At 73.3% G+C, this 14089-nt stretch carries 16 protein-coding genes and 1 riboswitch; of the genes, 5 read left to right on the plus strand and 11 right to left on the minus strand.

Annotated elements, in window-relative coordinates; all coding sequences use genetic code 11:
• Positions 1-11: 11 nt before the first annotated feature.
• The 6 genes from BLU82_RS22710 to BLU82_RS22735 form a co-directional block, all read right to left on the minus strand.
• Positions 12-587 carry a TetR/AcrR family transcriptional regulator gene (locus tag BLU82_RS22710; protein WP_172885682.1) on the minus strand — a complete coding sequence of 192 codons (576 nt, stop codon included), beginning with the start codon at positions 585-587 and terminating at the stop codon, positions 12-14.
• A 101-nt stretch (positions 588-688) separates the two neighbouring features.
• On the minus strand, positions 689-1435 hold the full coding sequence (locus BLU82_RS22715) for a L,D-transpeptidase (protein ID WP_092623309.1): 747 nt from the start codon (positions 1433-1435) through the stop codon (positions 689-691).
• A gap of 128 nt (positions 1436-1563) precedes the next feature.
• Positions 1564-2397 carry a PD-(D/E)XK nuclease family protein gene (locus BLU82_RS22720; RefSeq protein WP_092623310.1) on the minus strand — a complete coding sequence of 278 codons (834 nt, stop codon included), beginning with the start codon at positions 2395-2397 and terminating at the stop codon, positions 1564-1566.
• Between the two features lie 34 nt (positions 2398-2431).
• Positions 2432-3037: a MarC family protein gene (locus tag BLU82_RS22725; RefSeq protein ID WP_092623311.1), complete on the minus strand. Its 606-nt coding sequence runs from the start codon at positions 3035-3037 to the stop codon at positions 2432-2434.
• Positions 3038-3070: 33 nt separating this feature from the next.
• A complete protein-coding gene (locus BLU82_RS22730) occupies positions 3071-3910 on the minus strand; it encodes a PHP domain-containing protein (RefSeq protein WP_092623312.1) in 840 nt (279 codons plus the stop codon).
• A 40-nt stretch (positions 3911-3950) separates the two neighbouring features.
• Positions 3951-4592 carry a DUF6758 family protein gene (locus tag BLU82_RS22735; RefSeq protein WP_092623313.1) on the minus strand — a complete coding sequence of 214 codons (642 nt, stop codon included), beginning with the start codon at positions 4590-4592 and terminating at the stop codon, positions 3951-3953.
• A gap of 446 nt (positions 4593-5038) precedes the next feature.
• On the opposite strand from BLU82_RS22735, the gene BLU82_RS36425 reads away from it, so the two are divergent.
• A protein-coding gene (locus tag BLU82_RS36425; RefSeq protein WP_370246194.1) for an IS5 family transposase occupies positions 5039-6002 on the plus strand; the annotation gives its coding sequence in 2 pieces (ribosomal slippage) (positions 5039-5415 and positions 5414-6002; 966 coding nt in all).
• Between the two features lie 64 nt (positions 6003-6066).
• Here BLU82_RS36425 and BLU82_RS22745 read toward each other — a convergent pair.
• On the minus strand, positions 6067-6666 hold the full coding sequence (locus BLU82_RS22745) for a histidine phosphatase family protein (protein ID WP_092623314.1): 600 nt from the start codon (positions 6664-6666) through the stop codon (positions 6067-6069).
• A 50-nt stretch (positions 6667-6716) separates the two neighbouring features.
• Here BLU82_RS22745 and BLU82_RS22750 point away from each other — a divergent pair, with 50 nt between their 5' ends.
• Positions 6717-7676, plus strand: a complete 960-nt coding sequence (locus tag BLU82_RS22750; protein ID WP_231947841.1) for a magnesium and cobalt transport protein CorA — start codon at positions 6717-6719, stop codon at positions 7674-7676.
• Positions 7677-7835: 159 nt separating this feature from the next.
• On the opposite strand, the gene BLU82_RS22755 is transcribed toward BLU82_RS22750, so the two are convergent.
• From BLU82_RS22755 to BLU82_RS22770, 4 genes are all read right to left on the minus strand, one after another.
• Entirely contained in the window at positions 7836-8321 is a 486-nt protein-coding gene (locus BLU82_RS22755; protein WP_092623316.1) for a general stress protein, read from the minus strand.
• A gap of 116 nt (positions 8322-8437) precedes the next feature.
• The gene (locus BLU82_RS22760) at positions 8438-8944 is read right to left on the minus strand and encodes an HNH endonuclease (RefSeq protein ID WP_092623317.1); all 507 of its coding nucleotides are present in this window, start codon (positions 8942-8944) and stop codon (positions 8438-8440) included.
• Between the two features lie 160 nt (positions 8945-9104).
• Positions 9105-9836 carry a 1-acyl-sn-glycerol-3-phosphate acyltransferase gene (locus BLU82_RS22765; protein WP_092623318.1) on the minus strand — a complete coding sequence of 244 codons (732 nt, stop codon included), beginning with the start codon at positions 9834-9836 and terminating at the stop codon, positions 9105-9107.
• Positions 9837-9883: 47 nt separating this feature from the next.
• Positions 9884-10549 carry a hypothetical protein gene (locus BLU82_RS22770; RefSeq protein ID WP_092623319.1) on the minus strand — a complete coding sequence of 222 codons (666 nt, stop codon included), beginning with the start codon at positions 10547-10549 and terminating at the stop codon, positions 9884-9886.
• 316 nt (positions 10550-10865) lie between these two features.
• A riboswitch (TPP riboswitch) is annotated at positions 10866-10971 on the plus strand.
• A 90-nt stretch (positions 10972-11061) separates the two neighbouring features.
• Between BLU82_RS22770 and BLU82_RS22775 the strand changes: the two genes are divergently transcribed.
• From BLU82_RS22775 to BLU82_RS22785, 3 genes are read left to right on the plus strand one after another with little or no spacing between them, the layout of a single operon-like run.
• Complete coding sequence (locus tag BLU82_RS22775; RefSeq protein WP_092623320.1) at positions 11062-11661, plus strand: ECF transporter S component; 600 nt, start codon at positions 11062-11064, stop codon at positions 11659-11661.
• A complete protein-coding gene (locus BLU82_RS22780) occupies positions 11661-13136 on the plus strand; it encodes an ABC transporter ATP-binding protein (protein ID WP_092623321.1) in 1476 nt (491 codons plus the stop codon). The genes BLU82_RS22775 and BLU82_RS22780 overlap by 1 nt, the downstream gene beginning before the upstream one ends.
• A gap of 2 nt (positions 13137-13138) precedes the next feature.
• Positions 13139-13939 (plus strand): energy-coupling factor transporter transmembrane protein EcfT, encoded by an 801-nt coding sequence (locus tag BLU82_RS22785; protein WP_172885793.1) that lies wholly within the window; start codon positions 13139-13141, stop codon positions 13937-13939.
• Positions 13940-14089: the final 150 nt, after the last annotated feature.

Raw genomic sequence — 14089 nt, forward strand, 5'->3', positions numbered from 1 at the left:
CCCGCCCCCGGTCAGGCGTCGCCCTCGAGGTCGCGGGCGATGGCCCGCAACCCGATGGCCACCTCCCGGGCCGACGGCGCCCGCTCGGGGTCGACCAGCCACTGCTGGGTGAGCCCCGCGACCAACGCCGAGTGGACCGACCCGACCGCCCGCGTCTCCTCCGTCGGCTCGATGCCGTCGAGGCCGTGCAGCTGCGCGGCGAGGCCCGTCCGTGACCGTTCGAGCGCGTCGGCCAGCTGCTGGCGGATCTCCGGCGACCGCTCGGCCTGGGCCATCGCCTCGACGCTGGCCACCATCAGCGCCCGCTCGGTGAGCTGGGAGTCGATCATCCGGGCCCACATCGCGACGATCCGCTCCCCCGGCGTGCCGTCGTCTTCTCCGGACGTCGCCGCCGCGCGGTCGCCCCACTCCCACAGCGACTCCAGCAGCGCGCGGTTGAGCAGCGCGTCCTTGGAGCCGTAGTGGTAGTTGATGGTGCCCAGCGGCGCGCCGGCCGCGGCGGCGATGTCGCGCGAGGTCGTGCGCGCGTAGCCGCGCTCCTCCAGGCACCGCTTGGCGGCGGTCATGAGCTGTTCGCGATGTCCCATGGCGGCAGCGTACCGCAGATTTGAACGAGCGTTCAGAACGAACGTTCAAATCTGCGGGCATGACGAAGCCGCCCGCGGTGGCGGGCGGCGTGCGGGTGGACTCAGCTGCGGACGACGACCACGGGGGTGCCGACCTCGGTGTGCTCCCAGAGCGCGACGGCGTCGTCGAGGTCCTGGCGGATGCAGCCGTCGGAGAGCGGCGTGCCGAGCTGCGACAGCGTCTGCACCTCGGCGCCGGTGGCGGTGGCGACCGGGAGGTCGTGGAAGCCGATGTTGGAGTTCTGGCCGCGGAAGAACCGCACCATGTACTCCATGGTCTCGGTGCCGTGCCAGCTGACGGCGTCGCGCGACTTCGAGAAGACGTCGAAGGTGCCGGTGGGCAGCTGGTCGTAGCGGCTGCCCGACACGTAGTAGGTGCGCAGCACGGTCTCGTCGGCGTCGACCAGCCAGACCACCTGCTGGGTGATGTCGAACACCACGCGGTGGCCGGAGCCGCTGCCGGCCGGGAGCGGCGCGGTGGCGACCGGTTTGACGTTCGGGTCGGCGGGCGGCGGGACGACCTTCTCCATGGCCGGCCGGGCGGTCTTCGCGGACGGGACGCGCGCGTCGCCGCGGGAGATGTCGTCGCCGTCGCGGTCGGACAGCGGAGGCAGCACGCCGGCGCTGGCCGGGACGTCCGGGCCGGTGGCGGTGCCGGCCAGCCCGAACAGGCCGGCGGTGACCGCGAACGAGCAGCTGAGGAACGTCACCCGCACCCCGTGGATGCGGGATCGGCGACGGACGCGGGAACGCCGGCGCGGCGAGTGCCGCGTGGCCGATCGGGACGAGACGCCGTAGCGCCCTGCCATCCGCGCTCCTTCGGGTCGGTGGGTAGCCGCCAAATCAGCGTACGCCACCGCACCGTCGCTGTGGCCGCGCCCGCATGATCATGCTCTCGGGAGCGCCCGGATAAACGTGACGGAGCGGACAAACGCGATCAGGACGGTTCCAGACCCGCCCACGACGCGCGGGTGGACGTGGACGCCCGGCCCTCGGGGCAGTGCTGGAGGTAGTCGCACCAGCCGCACAGCGACGACGGCCGCGCCGGGAACCGGTCGTCGCCGGTGTCGCCGGCCTTGAACGCGGCGTCGGCCGCGGCGCACTCGGCGGCGATGGCGTCGGCGCGGTCGAGGTGGCGGGTGAGGGTGCGGTCGTCGTGCTCCCACACCGCGACGCCGCCGGACGGCAGGTGGTGCAGCTCGACCCGGTGACACGGGGTGCGCAGCGTGCGGGCTGCCGCGGCGGCGTAGACGGCGAGCGCCAGCGAGCTGCGGGCGTCGTCGGTGGTGAGGACATGCCGCCCGGTCTTGTAGTCGACGATGACCAGCTCGTCGCCGCGTTGGTCGACGCGGTCGATGCGGCCGGTGAGCGACGTGCCGCCGTGGATGAGGCCGACCGTGCGCTCGACGCCGCGCGGTTCGTCGTCGGGGTCGAGCTTGCCGACGTAGCCGGTGACCATGTCGCGGGCCCGGACCCGCCAGACGTCGGCTTGGTCGGCGTCGCGGAACCCTTCAGCCGTCCAGTACTCGTCGACCATGGCGCCGGCGCGGTGCGGCGTGCGGGCGTCGCGGGGCAGCCGCCACCAGCCGGCCAGCGCGTTGTGCACCACCGCGCCGAGCGTGTTGTGGGCCCACGGCGGGCCCTTGGGCGGCGGCGGGCGGTCGAGGTAGCCGAAGCGGTAGCGCCGCGGGCAGTCGAGCCAGGTGTTCAGCCGCGTGGGCGTGGCGCCGTACAGACGCCGCGGCATGCCGTCGAGGATGGGCTGGCTCATGGGGCCATTCTTCCGCGCGGCACCGACAGGGTCGTCACCCCGCGCCGTCGACGAAGGCACGGACGGAGTCGGCCACCAGCTGGACGGCGATGGCCGACAGCAGCAGACCGGCGATGCGGGTGACCAGCAGGATGCCCGACTCCTTCAGCACCCGCAGCAGCAGCACGCTGAACCGCATCGACGCCCAGATCGCCAGCAGCACCACCGCGATGCCCAGCCCCAGCGCGAGGAAGTCCCAGCCGCCGTCGGAGTCCTGCACGAACACCATCGTCGCGACGATGGCGCCCGGCCCGGCCAGCAGCGGCGTCCCGAGCGGCACCATCGCGACGTTGCCGGCGGTCGCGGTGTCCGGCTGGTCCGCCTTCCCGGTCAGCAGTTCCAACGCGACCAGCAGCAACAGCAGCCCACCGGCGCCCTGCAGCGCTGGCAGGCTGATGTGCATGTAGTCGAGGAGGGTGCGGCCGAACAGCGCGAAGATCGTGATGACCCCGCCGGCGACGGTGACCGCCTGCCAGGCCGCCCGGGTGCGCTCGGCCGGCCGCCGGTTGCCCGTCAGCGCGAGGAACACCGGCACCGTGCCCGGCGGGTCCATGATCACGAACAGCGTCACGACGACCTCGCCGAACAACTGCCAGTTCATCGGGGCTCCGCGGGCTCGTGGGACGCGACGGGCTCAGTGCCCGCCGGCCAGCGATCGTAGCCGCTCCCACTCCTCCGGCGCCGTCGTGTTGACACCCAGCTCGTGGTCGAGCTTGCCGGTGCCGTGGTAGTCGCTGGAGCCGGTGACGACGAGGCCGAGGTCCTGCGCCACGCGGCGCAGCGTGCGCCGGCTGGCGTCGTCGTGGTCCTGGTGGTCGACCTCGATGCCGTCGAGCCCGGCGTCGCGCAGCGCCTCGATGCCCGACGGCGTCAGCGCACGGCGGGCGCCCTCGCGGCCCCACGGGTGCGCCAGCACGCACACCCCGCCGGCGGCGTGCACCAGGTGGATCGCCTCGTCGACGGGCGGGGCGTACTTCGCCGCCCAGCCCGGCCGGCCCTGGCCGAGCCACCAGGCGAACGCCTCCTCACGGTCGCGCACGTAGCCCTTGGCGATCATCGCGTCGGCCACGTGCGGACGGCCGACGGTGGCGGCGTCGGGCGAGTGCGCCAGGATGTCGGCGACGTCCATCGGCAGTCCCGACGCGGTGAGCGCGGCGGCGATGCGGGCCAGCCGGGTGCGGCGGTCGTGCCGGACCCGGCCCAGCTCGTCGGCCAGCGGCTCGTACCCGGGGTCGACGAGGTACGCGAGCAGGTGCACGCCGTGGCCGCGCAGCTCGGTGGAGATCTCCGCGCCGGTGACCACCTCGACGCCGGTCTCGTCGCCGGCCGCGAGCGCCGCCGTCCAGCCGTCGAAGGTGTCGTGGTCGGTCAGCGCGACGACGTCGAGGCCGACCTCCTTGGCCCGCCGGACCAGGTGTTCCGGCCGGTCGGTGCCGTCGGAGACGCTGCTGTGGGTGTGCAGATCGATGCGCAACCGGGGCACCCTCGATGTGATCGCTGGACGTCCGATGACCTCACTGATCGTAGCCGGGTGTCAGCCACGGCGGGGGCGTTCCGTAGGGCAGCAGGTCCGCCTCGTGGCCGAGATCACGTAGATCGACCACCTCGACGTCCTCCAGCAGCAGCACACCGGCGGTCTGCGGGTACAGGATCGCCCACAGCCAGCTGCCACCCCAGTGACCTGCGTAGACGGCGCGGTCGGCGGGCCCTTCGACGAACCACAGCGGCACCGTGCGCCCTTGCACGAGCACCTTGGCCCGCGGCTCACCCTCGACCGCCTTCCCCGGGTCGACGCCCTCGAGCCCGGCCAGCCCTGCCCCGAGCCCGACGCCCTGCTCCTCGGCGACGAGCAGGAAGTCGCCCGGGCCGCCCAGCGGGTTCGGCCCGCTGATGCCGACGCCGCACGCCCGCACCCCACCGGCGTCGTCACCGGCATGGATCACCGCGCCGACGACCCAGCCGCGCGGCAGCGGCCACGGCAGCCACATCGGCACGTGGGAGTCGCGGGCCAGCTGGTGCACCAGCGGCGCACTGGGCGTCGTGACCGGCGCCAGCGGGTACACCTCGCCGTGCAGGTCGCAGAGCCAGCGGCTGGACCACGCGCCGGGCGGGCGCGCCGCCGCGCCGCATCGTGGACAGGTTCGTTCACCTCTCACCCGACCGACGCTGACGCCTCAACGCCCGCTCCGTCAAGCACCTCCCGCCAACGCGTGGGTCCGCCTGGACCGGAATGATCAGGTTCGCCGGGGATCTGCACTGTGCACGGAAGGATTGGGCACGCCTCGGCCGCCGCCGTGCCACCCCGCCCCGCCCCGCCCACGAGTCGGAGCCGGTACCGGGCGGCCGGCGGCCGGCGGCCGGCGGCCGGCGGCCGGCGGCGAACCGTGCACTGGTGCGGCTGTGCCCAGTCTTCCCCCGTCCCCCTGATAGCTGCCAGTTCTTAGGCCGCGTGCGCGCGGGTCAAGTCCAAGCCCCCGACCACAGCGAACGCCGACCACAAGGGCGCGGACTTGAGGCGCGCGTGCGCGGCTAAGAGAATGGGCAGCAGGGGGACGGCCCACTAGGGAGTGTCTGACGGATCTTGGTCTTTGTTCGGTCCAAGATGCTGGGTGTGGTTGAGCGGCGGGTGTTGTCGGATGAGGCGTGGTCGTGGTTGGAGCCGCGGCTGCCGGACCGGACGCCTCGGCGGGGTGGGCGGTGGCGTGATCACCGGCAGGTGATCGAGGCGATCGCGTGGAAGTTCCGGACCGGGGCAGCGTGGCGGGAGATCCCGCAGGGGCGGTTCGGGCCGTGGCAGACCGCGTATGAGCGGCTCAATCGGTGGAGTTCGGATGGCACGTGGGCGCGGTTGCTGGCCGCGGCGCAGGCCGATGCTGATGCTCGGGGCGAGTTGGATTGGCTGGTCGCGGTGGACTCCTCGCTGGTGCGGGTGCACCAGCACGGGGCGTCGGCTCGGCGTGTGGGTGGCAACGCCGCGACCGTGTCCGGGCCCGCACCGGCGCCGGACGCGGGGGGCAGGACCGAATGACAGGTGTTCGCGTGGCGATCACCCCGTCGCCGCGGTGGTGGCCGAGCCGGCCGATCATGCGATCGGCCGGTCCCGGGGCGGGCTGACCACCAAGATCCATGCACTCGTCGACGGGCGGGGCCGGCCGCTGGTGCTGCACCTGACGGCGGGCAACGTCAACGACACCACCCAGTTCCCGCAGCTCATGGCCGGATTACGGGTGGCCAGGCCCGCAGGCGGGCGGCCACGCACCCGGCCGGACTACGTGCTGGCCGACAAGGGCTACAGCTCGCGCGCGAACCGGGAACTGCTCCGTCGCCGCAACATCGCCCACACCATTCCAGAACCGGCCGATCAGCAGGCCAACCGACGCCGCCGCGGCTCAGCCGGCGGGCGCCCGGTCGGGTTCGACAAGACCCTCTACCGGCGACGCAACGTCGTCGAACGCGGCTTCTGCCAGCTCAAACACTGGCGCGGCCTGGCCAGTCGCTACGACAAGCACGCCCGCAACTACCTTGGTGCACTCCACCTCGCCGCGCTACTCACCTGGCTCCCATGATCCGTCAGACACTCCCTAGCGCCCAGCGGCGAACTGGAGCCAAGCGGCACACCAGGCAGCGCCCTCAGGGCGCGTTCCACCGACCGATCGCCGGCGTCTCGCGTTCCCAGCCGAGCACGGACACGGTCGCGGTGTCGAGGCGCAGGTGTGCGCCCGCTCCCACCGGCCAGCCGCTCCACCGCGCGCCCACCACCCGCAGCACGTGGCCGTGGGCGAAGACCAGCACCCGCTCCCCCTCCACCGAGCGCAGCCGGGCGATCAGGCGGTCGACCCGGGCCTCGACGTCGGCGGGACGCTCGCCGCCGGGTGCGCCGTCGGTCCAGAGGGACCAGTCGGGGTCGGTCTCGCGGATCTGTGGCGTGGTGACGCCCTCGTACTCGCCGTAGTCCCATTCGCGCAGGTCGTCGTCGATCTCCGGACCGGCGAACCCGGCCAGTTCCGCCGTCCGCCAGGCGCGTTGACGGGGGCTGGCCAGCACCAGGTCGAATGCTCCGCCGTCGAGCCGGGACGCCAGGGACCGGGCGGCCCGTTCGCCCTCCGGGGTCAGCGGGAGGTCGGTGCCGCTGGTGTGCTTGCCGTCGCGGCTCCACTCGGTCTGGCCGTGCCGGACCAGCCAGATCTCGGGACGGTGAGTCTGCGGGTCCGGCTGCCGGAGGGTCGCCATGCTGGTAACGCTAGCGCTGGGGATCGGCTCGGCGAGGAGGAACCGTGACCATGACCGAGTGGGCGTTCTACCGCGACGGCCGGAAGCAGACCGGTCAGGACTACGACCACGCCGTCGCGCAGGCACGGCAGCGGCAGGGGTTCGTCTGGATCCGGTTGCACGAGCCGGGCGAGGACGACCTGCGCGGCATCGCGGCCGACTTCGGCCTGCATCCGCTGGCCGTCGAGGACGCGATGGACCCGCGGCAGGGCACCAAGATCGGCCACTACGACGGCCTGGTCTACCTGGTGCTGCGCCGGGTCCGGTACGACGGCGGCGTGCGCGACGCGGGGCGGCTGACGATGCTGGCCGGGCCGGACGTCGTCGTCAGTGTCAGCGAGGGCGACCCGGACCCCGTCGAGGCCGTCGCGGAGCAGCTGGAGAGCCGGCCGAAGCTGCTCGGCCACGGCCCGGCCGCCGTGCTGTACGTGGCCGCCGACTCCACCGTCGACGAGTACGTCGAGGTGGCGGAGGCGTTCGAGGCCGACCTCACCGAGATCGAGGCGGCCGTGTTCGACGAGGTCAGCGGCAACCAGGCGGGCCGTATCTACCACGCCAAACGGGAGCTGCTGAAGCTGCAGCGGGCCGTCGCGCCGCTCGGGCTGCCGGTGCGCTCGCTGACGCAGCGGGCGCCGGAGCTCGTCGCGCCGAAGGTGCAGACCTACTTCCGCGGCGTCGGCGACCACGTCGACCGCCTGCACGCCCAGCTGGGCGGCTACGACGAGATCATCGGCTCGATGCTGCAGGCGAACCTGGCGCAGCTGTCGGTGGCGCAGAACAACGACATGCGCAAGATCACGTCGTGGGCGGCGATCATCGCGGTGCCCACGGCGATCGCCGGCATCTACGGCATGAACTTCCGCCACATGCCCGAACTGCACTGGAGGCTCGGCTACCCCGGCGTGATGCTGCTGATGGCGGCGTTGTGCTGGATGCTGTACGTCAACTTCAAGCGGCGCGACTGGCTTTAGGGGGTGTCTCTCGGGTCTCGGCCGTAGCGAGCGGCGTCCAGGTGGATGCCTCGCAAGGCCGAGGAAGGAGTCATAGCGGGGTTCTATGACGACTGACGAGAACGCAGCGAGGCGCCGCCTGGGCGTCGCGCAGTAGGCCACGGACCCGAGAGACACCCCCTAAGAGACCGTGCCGGTGCCGGTCTGCAGCGAGAGCCGGGCGAGCTGGTTGCGCGCCTCCTCGGCGTGCTGGTGCTGGCAGTAGACCTCGTAGCGGCCGGCCACGGTGACGCTCTGGGACGTGAAGTCGCGGCGGCCGCCGGTGAGCGCGTAGCCGACCAGCCCGAAGATCATCATGAAGATGGCGCCCCACAGCACGCTGAGCAGGATGATCGCCAGCCAGCCCTCGTCGGTGAACAGGCCGAGGAGGAGACCGACGAACAGGCCCAGCCAGGCGCCGGTGGCCAGCCCGCCGAGGGCCGCCTTGCCCCAGGACAACCGCCCGGTGACGCGCTCGACCTGGCGGAGGTCGCTGCCGACGATGGCCAGGTTCTCGACGGGGAACTTCTGGTCGGCCAGGTAGTCGACCGCCTTCTGCGCCGCGGGGTAGTCGTCGTAGGTGCCGACGACGATGCCGGTGGGAAGACCGGGAATGGGACTCACCATGACACACCTCCTAGTGGGCGACAGTACCCGCGTGGACGATCAACGCACGGCACATTCGCGCACGACATCGCCGGAACGTCGCCGCTGCTGAGCGGGGCGAACCGGGCAGAGTGCGGCTACGCGGTGGAGGCGATGAGCCAGTCGGGCAGCTCGGCGGCCGCGGTGACACCGAGGGCCAGCACCAGCGCGCGGTGCGCCTTGGGCTCGAACGGCTCGATGAGCAGCGACATGCCCGCCTCGGACGGGGTGCGGTCGGCCTTGAGCTGATTGCACGACACGCACGCCGCGACGGTGTTCAGCCAGCTGCGCTGGGCACCGCCGCGAGACGTGGGCACGATGTGGTCGATGGAGTTGGCCCGGCCGGCGCAGTAGGCGCAGCGGCGGGCGTCGCGTTCGAGCACCCCGCCGCGCGACCACGGCACCTTGCGGCGGTACGGCACCCGGACGAACCGGAGCAGGCGTACGACCAGCGGTGTCGGCAGCTCGCGGGTGGCCGAGCGGATGAGCTTCTCGGTGTCGGCGTGCTCGACGACGGCCTTCTCGGTGAGGATGAGGATGACGGCCCGGCGTACCGACACGACGGCCAGCGGTTCGTAGGAGGCGTTCAGAACGAGTGTGTTCACAGCGCACACGCCTCCTTCCCGAGCCCGCGTCAGGGCTCGCCGCTCTGACTCTAGTGTGGCCTACGCGCTCGACAAGGAACGTAACGGCAAAATCTGGACCAATCGCTGGCGGTGCCCGCGCGCGCGGACCCGCCTCTACAGTGCAACGACGCTGCCCGGTTCACAACGGATTTTCCTTCTGGTCCAGGTCGAGCCGGGGCAGCGACTCGCCCGACACAGAGCGCCAGACGTCGGTGACGCGGTCCTGGATGACCTCGACGACGTCGCGCAGCGGCAGCCCGGTGAACTCGTCGGGCAGGATCGGCTTGCCCACCCGCAGCTTGATGGTGGGACGGCGGACGACGGACGTGATGGCGCCGCCGAGGCTGCGCGCGATGGACCCGGAGCCGATGCGGCGGGCGTCGTGGTGGGCCACCGGCACGACCGGGGCCTTCGCGTCGGCGGCCAGCCGGCCGACGCCGAAGCGGAACCGCCGGGGCGAGCCGTCGGGCGTGGCCGAGACGTCGCCCTCGGGGTAGATGCCGACGACCTCGCCGCGGTCGAGCGCGTCGTGCGCCGCCTTCAGCGCGGCGGCGCCGGCCTGGCGCCCGCCGACCTCGATCATGCCGGCCTGCCGCGCCAGCGGGCCGATGAACGGGTTCGCGAACACCAGCGACGACGCCATGAAGCGGACGTGGCCGTGGGTGACGCCGCAGCCGTCGCGGTGGCACGGGACGCTGGGCCGCAGCCCGGCCTTGTAGAGCGTGGAGAGCACCGGCGGCACGTCGGCGATGGTGGTGTGGTTGACGGCGACGATGGCCGGCCCCTTGATGGGCAGGTGCGACAGGCCGTCGGGATCGACGCGACCGAACCACTTGGTCAGACCCACGGCAACCGCGCCCACGAGTTCCACGGGGGAAGATTATCCCATCGCCCCGGCGGGCCGGTGGAGCAGCGTCGTCACGGTGCCGGGGTGGCGGGCGCCGTGGGCACCGGGATCTTGGTGAGGTCGACCACGGCGTCCTCGGCCGGCGGGGTGACCGCGACCTCCGTCCCGTAGTCGGTGAAGGAGATGACGCCGGCGCCGGCCGACGCGCCCTTCTCCTCGAACCGCAGCGGCAGCGGCTCGCCGGTGGCGGCGACCCACAGCGTGCCGCCGGTCTCGGGGAACAGCAGGCCGACCGCCGGCTGGCCGTCGACCTCGCGGACGGCGGTGAGGCCGTCGGGGTCGTCGGCGCCGAGCACCGCGGTCGCGAACGTGGACCCGTCGGAGAAGATGGCGAAGCCGGCCGCCGCCTCGGGCGAGATGAGCAGCCACTTGCCGGCCAGCGTGGTGCCGACGTCGGCGCCCACCACCTCGGCCAGCGACTCGTCGCCGGTGACGTAGACGGCGCCGGGCGTGGCGACCAGCTGGACGGGGTTCTCGGCGCCGACCGAGCCGGTCGCGCCGGCGCCGTCCTTGAAGGCGATGTCGATGGTGTTGCCGCTGACGGTGGTGCCGGTGACGCGGTACGAGCCGGTGGCCCGCATGGCCGCAAGCGACTGCGCCAGCACCTCGGTGGCCGCCAGCTCGTCGATGCCGTTGGGCGCCTCGGTGAGGCCCTCCTCGACGCTGAGCTGAGCCAACGGCGAGACCGCCGGGTGCTCCGGCCCCGATGCACACGCCGTCAAGGCGATGGTCACGAGCGCGGCGGAACCGGCTGCAGCCAGTCGGCGAACGACCAGTTGCATGAGCGGCTGACCTCTTCGGTTCAAGGGTCGGCTCGGTGTCGAGCACGAGGCGGCTCCGGTTGGAGCGCCTGATGGAGCATACCCACGCCCCGGGCCCGTCGTCACCGAAACGTGACCTGATCAAGGTGCCGCGGCCACCCGTACCCGGACGTTCCCCCTGATCAACACGGGTGTGACGAAAGGGTGTAATCTCGTTCACGAGACAACTGAAGACCCACGACAGGGGAGCGCTGCAGCGCTGAGAGTGCGGGATGGCCCCGCAGACCCTCGAACCTGATCCGGGTAATGCCGGCGCAGGAAGTCGACACCTCGACCGCAGCAGCGCGTCCCACGGGAGTCCCCGTGGCGGCGCGCTGTATCGCGTCTTCGAGGGCCCCTCGTCGTCTTCGTACGAGAGGAGCTGTCCGATGAGCGAGCCGGGTACCGTCCAGCTGCGACGGCACCGCTGGCGCACGGTCGACATCGTCGTCGCGTCCGTCATCGGTGTCGTGTTCGGGGTGGTCTTCGCCATCTGGAACAACCTGCTGTACTCGGTCATCAACGCGCCGCTGGGCTCGATGCCGATCGCGCCGCTGGCCTCAGGCGTCTGGCTGATCCCGGCCGTGCTCGGCGCGCTGGTGGTGCGCCGTCCCGGCGCCGCCCTGTACACGGAGGTGCTGGCGGCGGTCGTGTCGATGTTCTTCGGCTCGGCGTGGGGGCTGTCGGTGTTCCTGTCCGGCATGTGGCAGGGGCTCGGGGCCGAGGTCGTGCTGGCGTTGCTGGCCTACCGCCGCTGGGGCGCCGGCGCGGCGCTGCTGGCCGGCGGCGGCGCAGGCCTCGCGATGGGGCTGTACGAGATCGTCACGTACGTCCCCACGTACGCCGCGGACTGGAAGGTCATCTACGTGGGCTGCGCCATCGTGGCCGGCGTGGTCGCGGGCGGGCTGGCGTGGCTGCTGATGCGGGCGCTGGCGCGGACGGGCGCGCTGGCGCCGTTCGCGGCCGGGCGATCGCAGGGCGAGATCTGATGACGGCGTCAGACGGCGGCGCCACGGTCCGGATCCGCGGCTTCGGCTGGCGCTACGCCGGCCGTAAGGCGTGGGCGTGCCGCGGCGTCGACCTGGACGTCGCGGCCGGTGAGCGGGTGCTGCTGGTCGGGCCGTCGGGTGCGGGGAAGTCGACGCTGCTGCGCGCGGTCGCCGGGCTGCTGGACCCCGAGACGGCGGCGGAGCAGGAGGGCTCCGTCCTCGTCGACGGCGTCCCGGCGGCGGCCGCGCGGGACCGCGTCGGCATGCTGCTGCAGGACCCGGAGGCGTCGCTGGTGATGTCGCGCTCCGGCGACGACGTCGCGTTCGGGCTGGAGAACGCCGGTGTGCCGGCCGACGAGATCTGGCCGCGGGTGGACGAGGCGCTGGCGCGGGTCGGCTTCCGCCACGGACGCGACCGGCCGACGGCGGCGCTGTCCGGCGGCGAGCAGCAGCGGCTGGCGCTGGCCGGCGCGCTGGTGCGCCGCCCGTCGGTGCTGGTGCTGGACGAGCCGACCGCCAACCTCGACCCCGACGGCACGGCGACGGTGCTCGGCGCCGTCTCGGCGTCGCTGAGCGGCGCGGGCACGACGCTGCTGCTGGTCGAGCACCGGGTCGACGCCGCGGCCGGGATGGTCGACCGGGTCGTCGTGCTGGAGCCGGGCGGCGGCGTGCTCGACGACGGGCCGCCCGAGGAGGTGTTCGGCCGGCGCGGCGCCGCGCTCGCCGCGGCCGGCGTGTGGGTTCCGGCGCCGTGGGGCCCGGCCGCTCCCCCGTTCCGGCCCGGCCCCGGCGGCGACATCGTGCTGACGGCCGGCGGCCTCACCCTGACCTACCCGCGCACCCGGCGACCCGCGCTGTCGTCGGCGTCGCTGACGGTGCGGCACGGCACCGCGGTCGCCGTCACCGGGCCGAACGGCAGCGGCAAGTCGACACTGGCGATGCTGCTGGCCGGCCTGCTGCCGCCGGACGCGGGGTCGGTGCTGCTCGACGGGTCGGACCGGCCGCTGCACCGGTGGCGGGCGCGCGACCTGTGCCGCCGGGTCGGGACGGTGTTCCAGGACCCGGAGCACCAGTTCGTCACCCGCACCGCCCGCGACGAGCTGCTGGTCGGGCCGCGGCGGGCCGGCGTCGCGGACGACGCGGCGGAACGGCGGGCCGACGAGCTACTGGAACGGCTGCGGCTGACCCGGCTGGCCGGCGCGAACCCGTTCACGCTGTCCGGTGGCGAGAAGCGGCGGCTGTCGGTCGCGGCGATGCTGACGACCGCGCCGGACCTGCTGGTGCTGGACGAGCCGACGTTCGGGCAGGACGCGCGGACGTGGGCGGAGCTGCTCGAGCTGTTCGTGGGGTTGCGGGTGGGCGGGACGGCGATCGTGGCGGTGACGCACGACGAGGCGTTCGCGGGAGCCCTGGCCGACGCCCGGGTGACGGTGTCGGACGGCGCGCTGCGCGACGTCGTGGAGGTGCGGTCGTGACGCTGGTGCAGACCCACCTGTCCACCGATGCCACCGCACCGCTGGCCCGCCGCAACCCCGTCGCGAAGCTGGCCGCCGCGCTGATCCCGTCGATGCTGCTGCTGGTCAGCGTCGACCCGGTGTCGGCGGGGCTGCTGCTGGCGGCCTGGCTGGCGTCCGTCCCGGCCTGGGGCGTCGGCTGGTCCGGGCTGCTGCGCCGGCTGTGGCCGCTCGGCGTCGCGGTCGTCATGGTGAGCCTCGGGAACGCCGTGTTCACCGCGCGCAAGGGCGGCGCGACGCTTCTGGAGGCCGGGCCGCTGCTGATCACGTCGGAGAGCCTGGCCACCGGCGCGACGGCCGGCCTGCGGGTGGCGGCCATCGCACTGCCCGGCGTGCTGGCGGTGCTGACCATCGATCCGGTCGACCTCGCCGACTCGCTGGTCCGGCACCTGCGAGTCCCGGCCCGGTTCGCCTATGGGTCGCTGGCTGCGTTCCGGCTGGCGCCGCTGCTGGCCGCCGAGTGGGAGGTGCTCGGCCGGGCCCGGCGCGCCCGCGGTCTCGGCGGCGACCGGAACCCGCTGCGTGCGCTGACGGTGCTCGGCGGACGGTTGTTCGCACTACTGGTGGGTGCGGTGCGGCGGGGGACGCACCTGGCCGTCGCGATGGACGCGCGCGGCTTCGCGGCGTCGGCACACCGCACGTGCGCCCGGCGGCCGGTGTTCGGGCCGGCGGACGTGGCACTGCTCGCCGCGTCGGCCCTGCTGACCGCCGTCGCCGTCGGGGTGGCGCTGGCGACCGGCGCGTGGTCGCCCGTGCTGTCCTGACCTGCGGGGTCCGCCACCCGCGGAGGAGGTGGCGGACCCGGCGAACTGAGCGAGTTCGGTCCCCGCCCGGCTGGGAGGGCTTCCCACCCTACGGGCGGGCACCGACAACGCCGCACGCACAACGTCGCACGCACAGCGCCGCACGCACAG

The sequence above is a fragment of the Jiangella sp. DSM 45060 genome (assembly GCF_900105175.1).
In the GTDB taxonomy this organism is placed as follows: domain Bacteria; phylum Actinomycetota; class Actinomycetes; order Jiangellales; family Jiangellaceae; genus Jiangella.

What these genes read in the sequence shown, in the direction of transcription:
- BLU82_RS22710 (WP_172885682.1), bottom strand. Translation starts at nt 587, where the DNA reads ATGGGACATCGCGAACAGCTCATGACCGCCGCCAAGCGGTGCCTGGAG.
- BLU82_RS22715 (WP_092623309.1), bottom strand. Translation starts at nt 1,435, where the DNA reads ATGGCAGGGCGCTACGGCGTCTCGTCCCGATCGGCCACGCGGCACTCG.
- BLU82_RS22720 (WP_092623310.1), bottom strand. Translation starts at nt 2,397, where the DNA reads ATGAGCCAGCCCATCCTCGACGGCATGCCGCGGCGTCTGTACGGCGCC.
- BLU82_RS22725 (WP_092623311.1), bottom strand. Translation starts at nt 3,037, where the DNA reads ATGAACTGGCAGTTGTTCGGCGAGGTCGTCGTGACGCTGTTCGTGATC.
- BLU82_RS22745 (WP_092623314.1), bottom strand. Translation starts at nt 6,666, where the DNA reads ATGGCGACCCTCCGGCAGCCGGACCCGCAGACTCACCGTCCCGAGATC.
- BLU82_RS22750 (WP_231947841.1), top strand. Translation starts at nt 6,717, where the DNA reads ATGACCGAGTGGGCGTTCTACCGCGACGGCCGGAAGCAGACCGGTCAG.
- BLU82_RS22755 (WP_092623316.1), bottom strand. Translation starts at nt 8,321, where the DNA reads ATGGTGAGTCCCATTCCCGGTCTTCCCACCGGCATCGTCGTCGGCACC.
- BLU82_RS22775 (WP_092623320.1), top strand. Translation starts at nt 11,062, where the DNA reads ATGAGCGAGCCGGGTACCGTCCAGCTGCGACGGCACCGCTGGCGCACG.
- BLU82_RS22780 (WP_092623321.1), top strand. Translation starts at nt 11,661, where the DNA reads ATGACGGCGTCAGACGGCGGCGCCACGGTCCGGATCCGCGGCTTCGGC.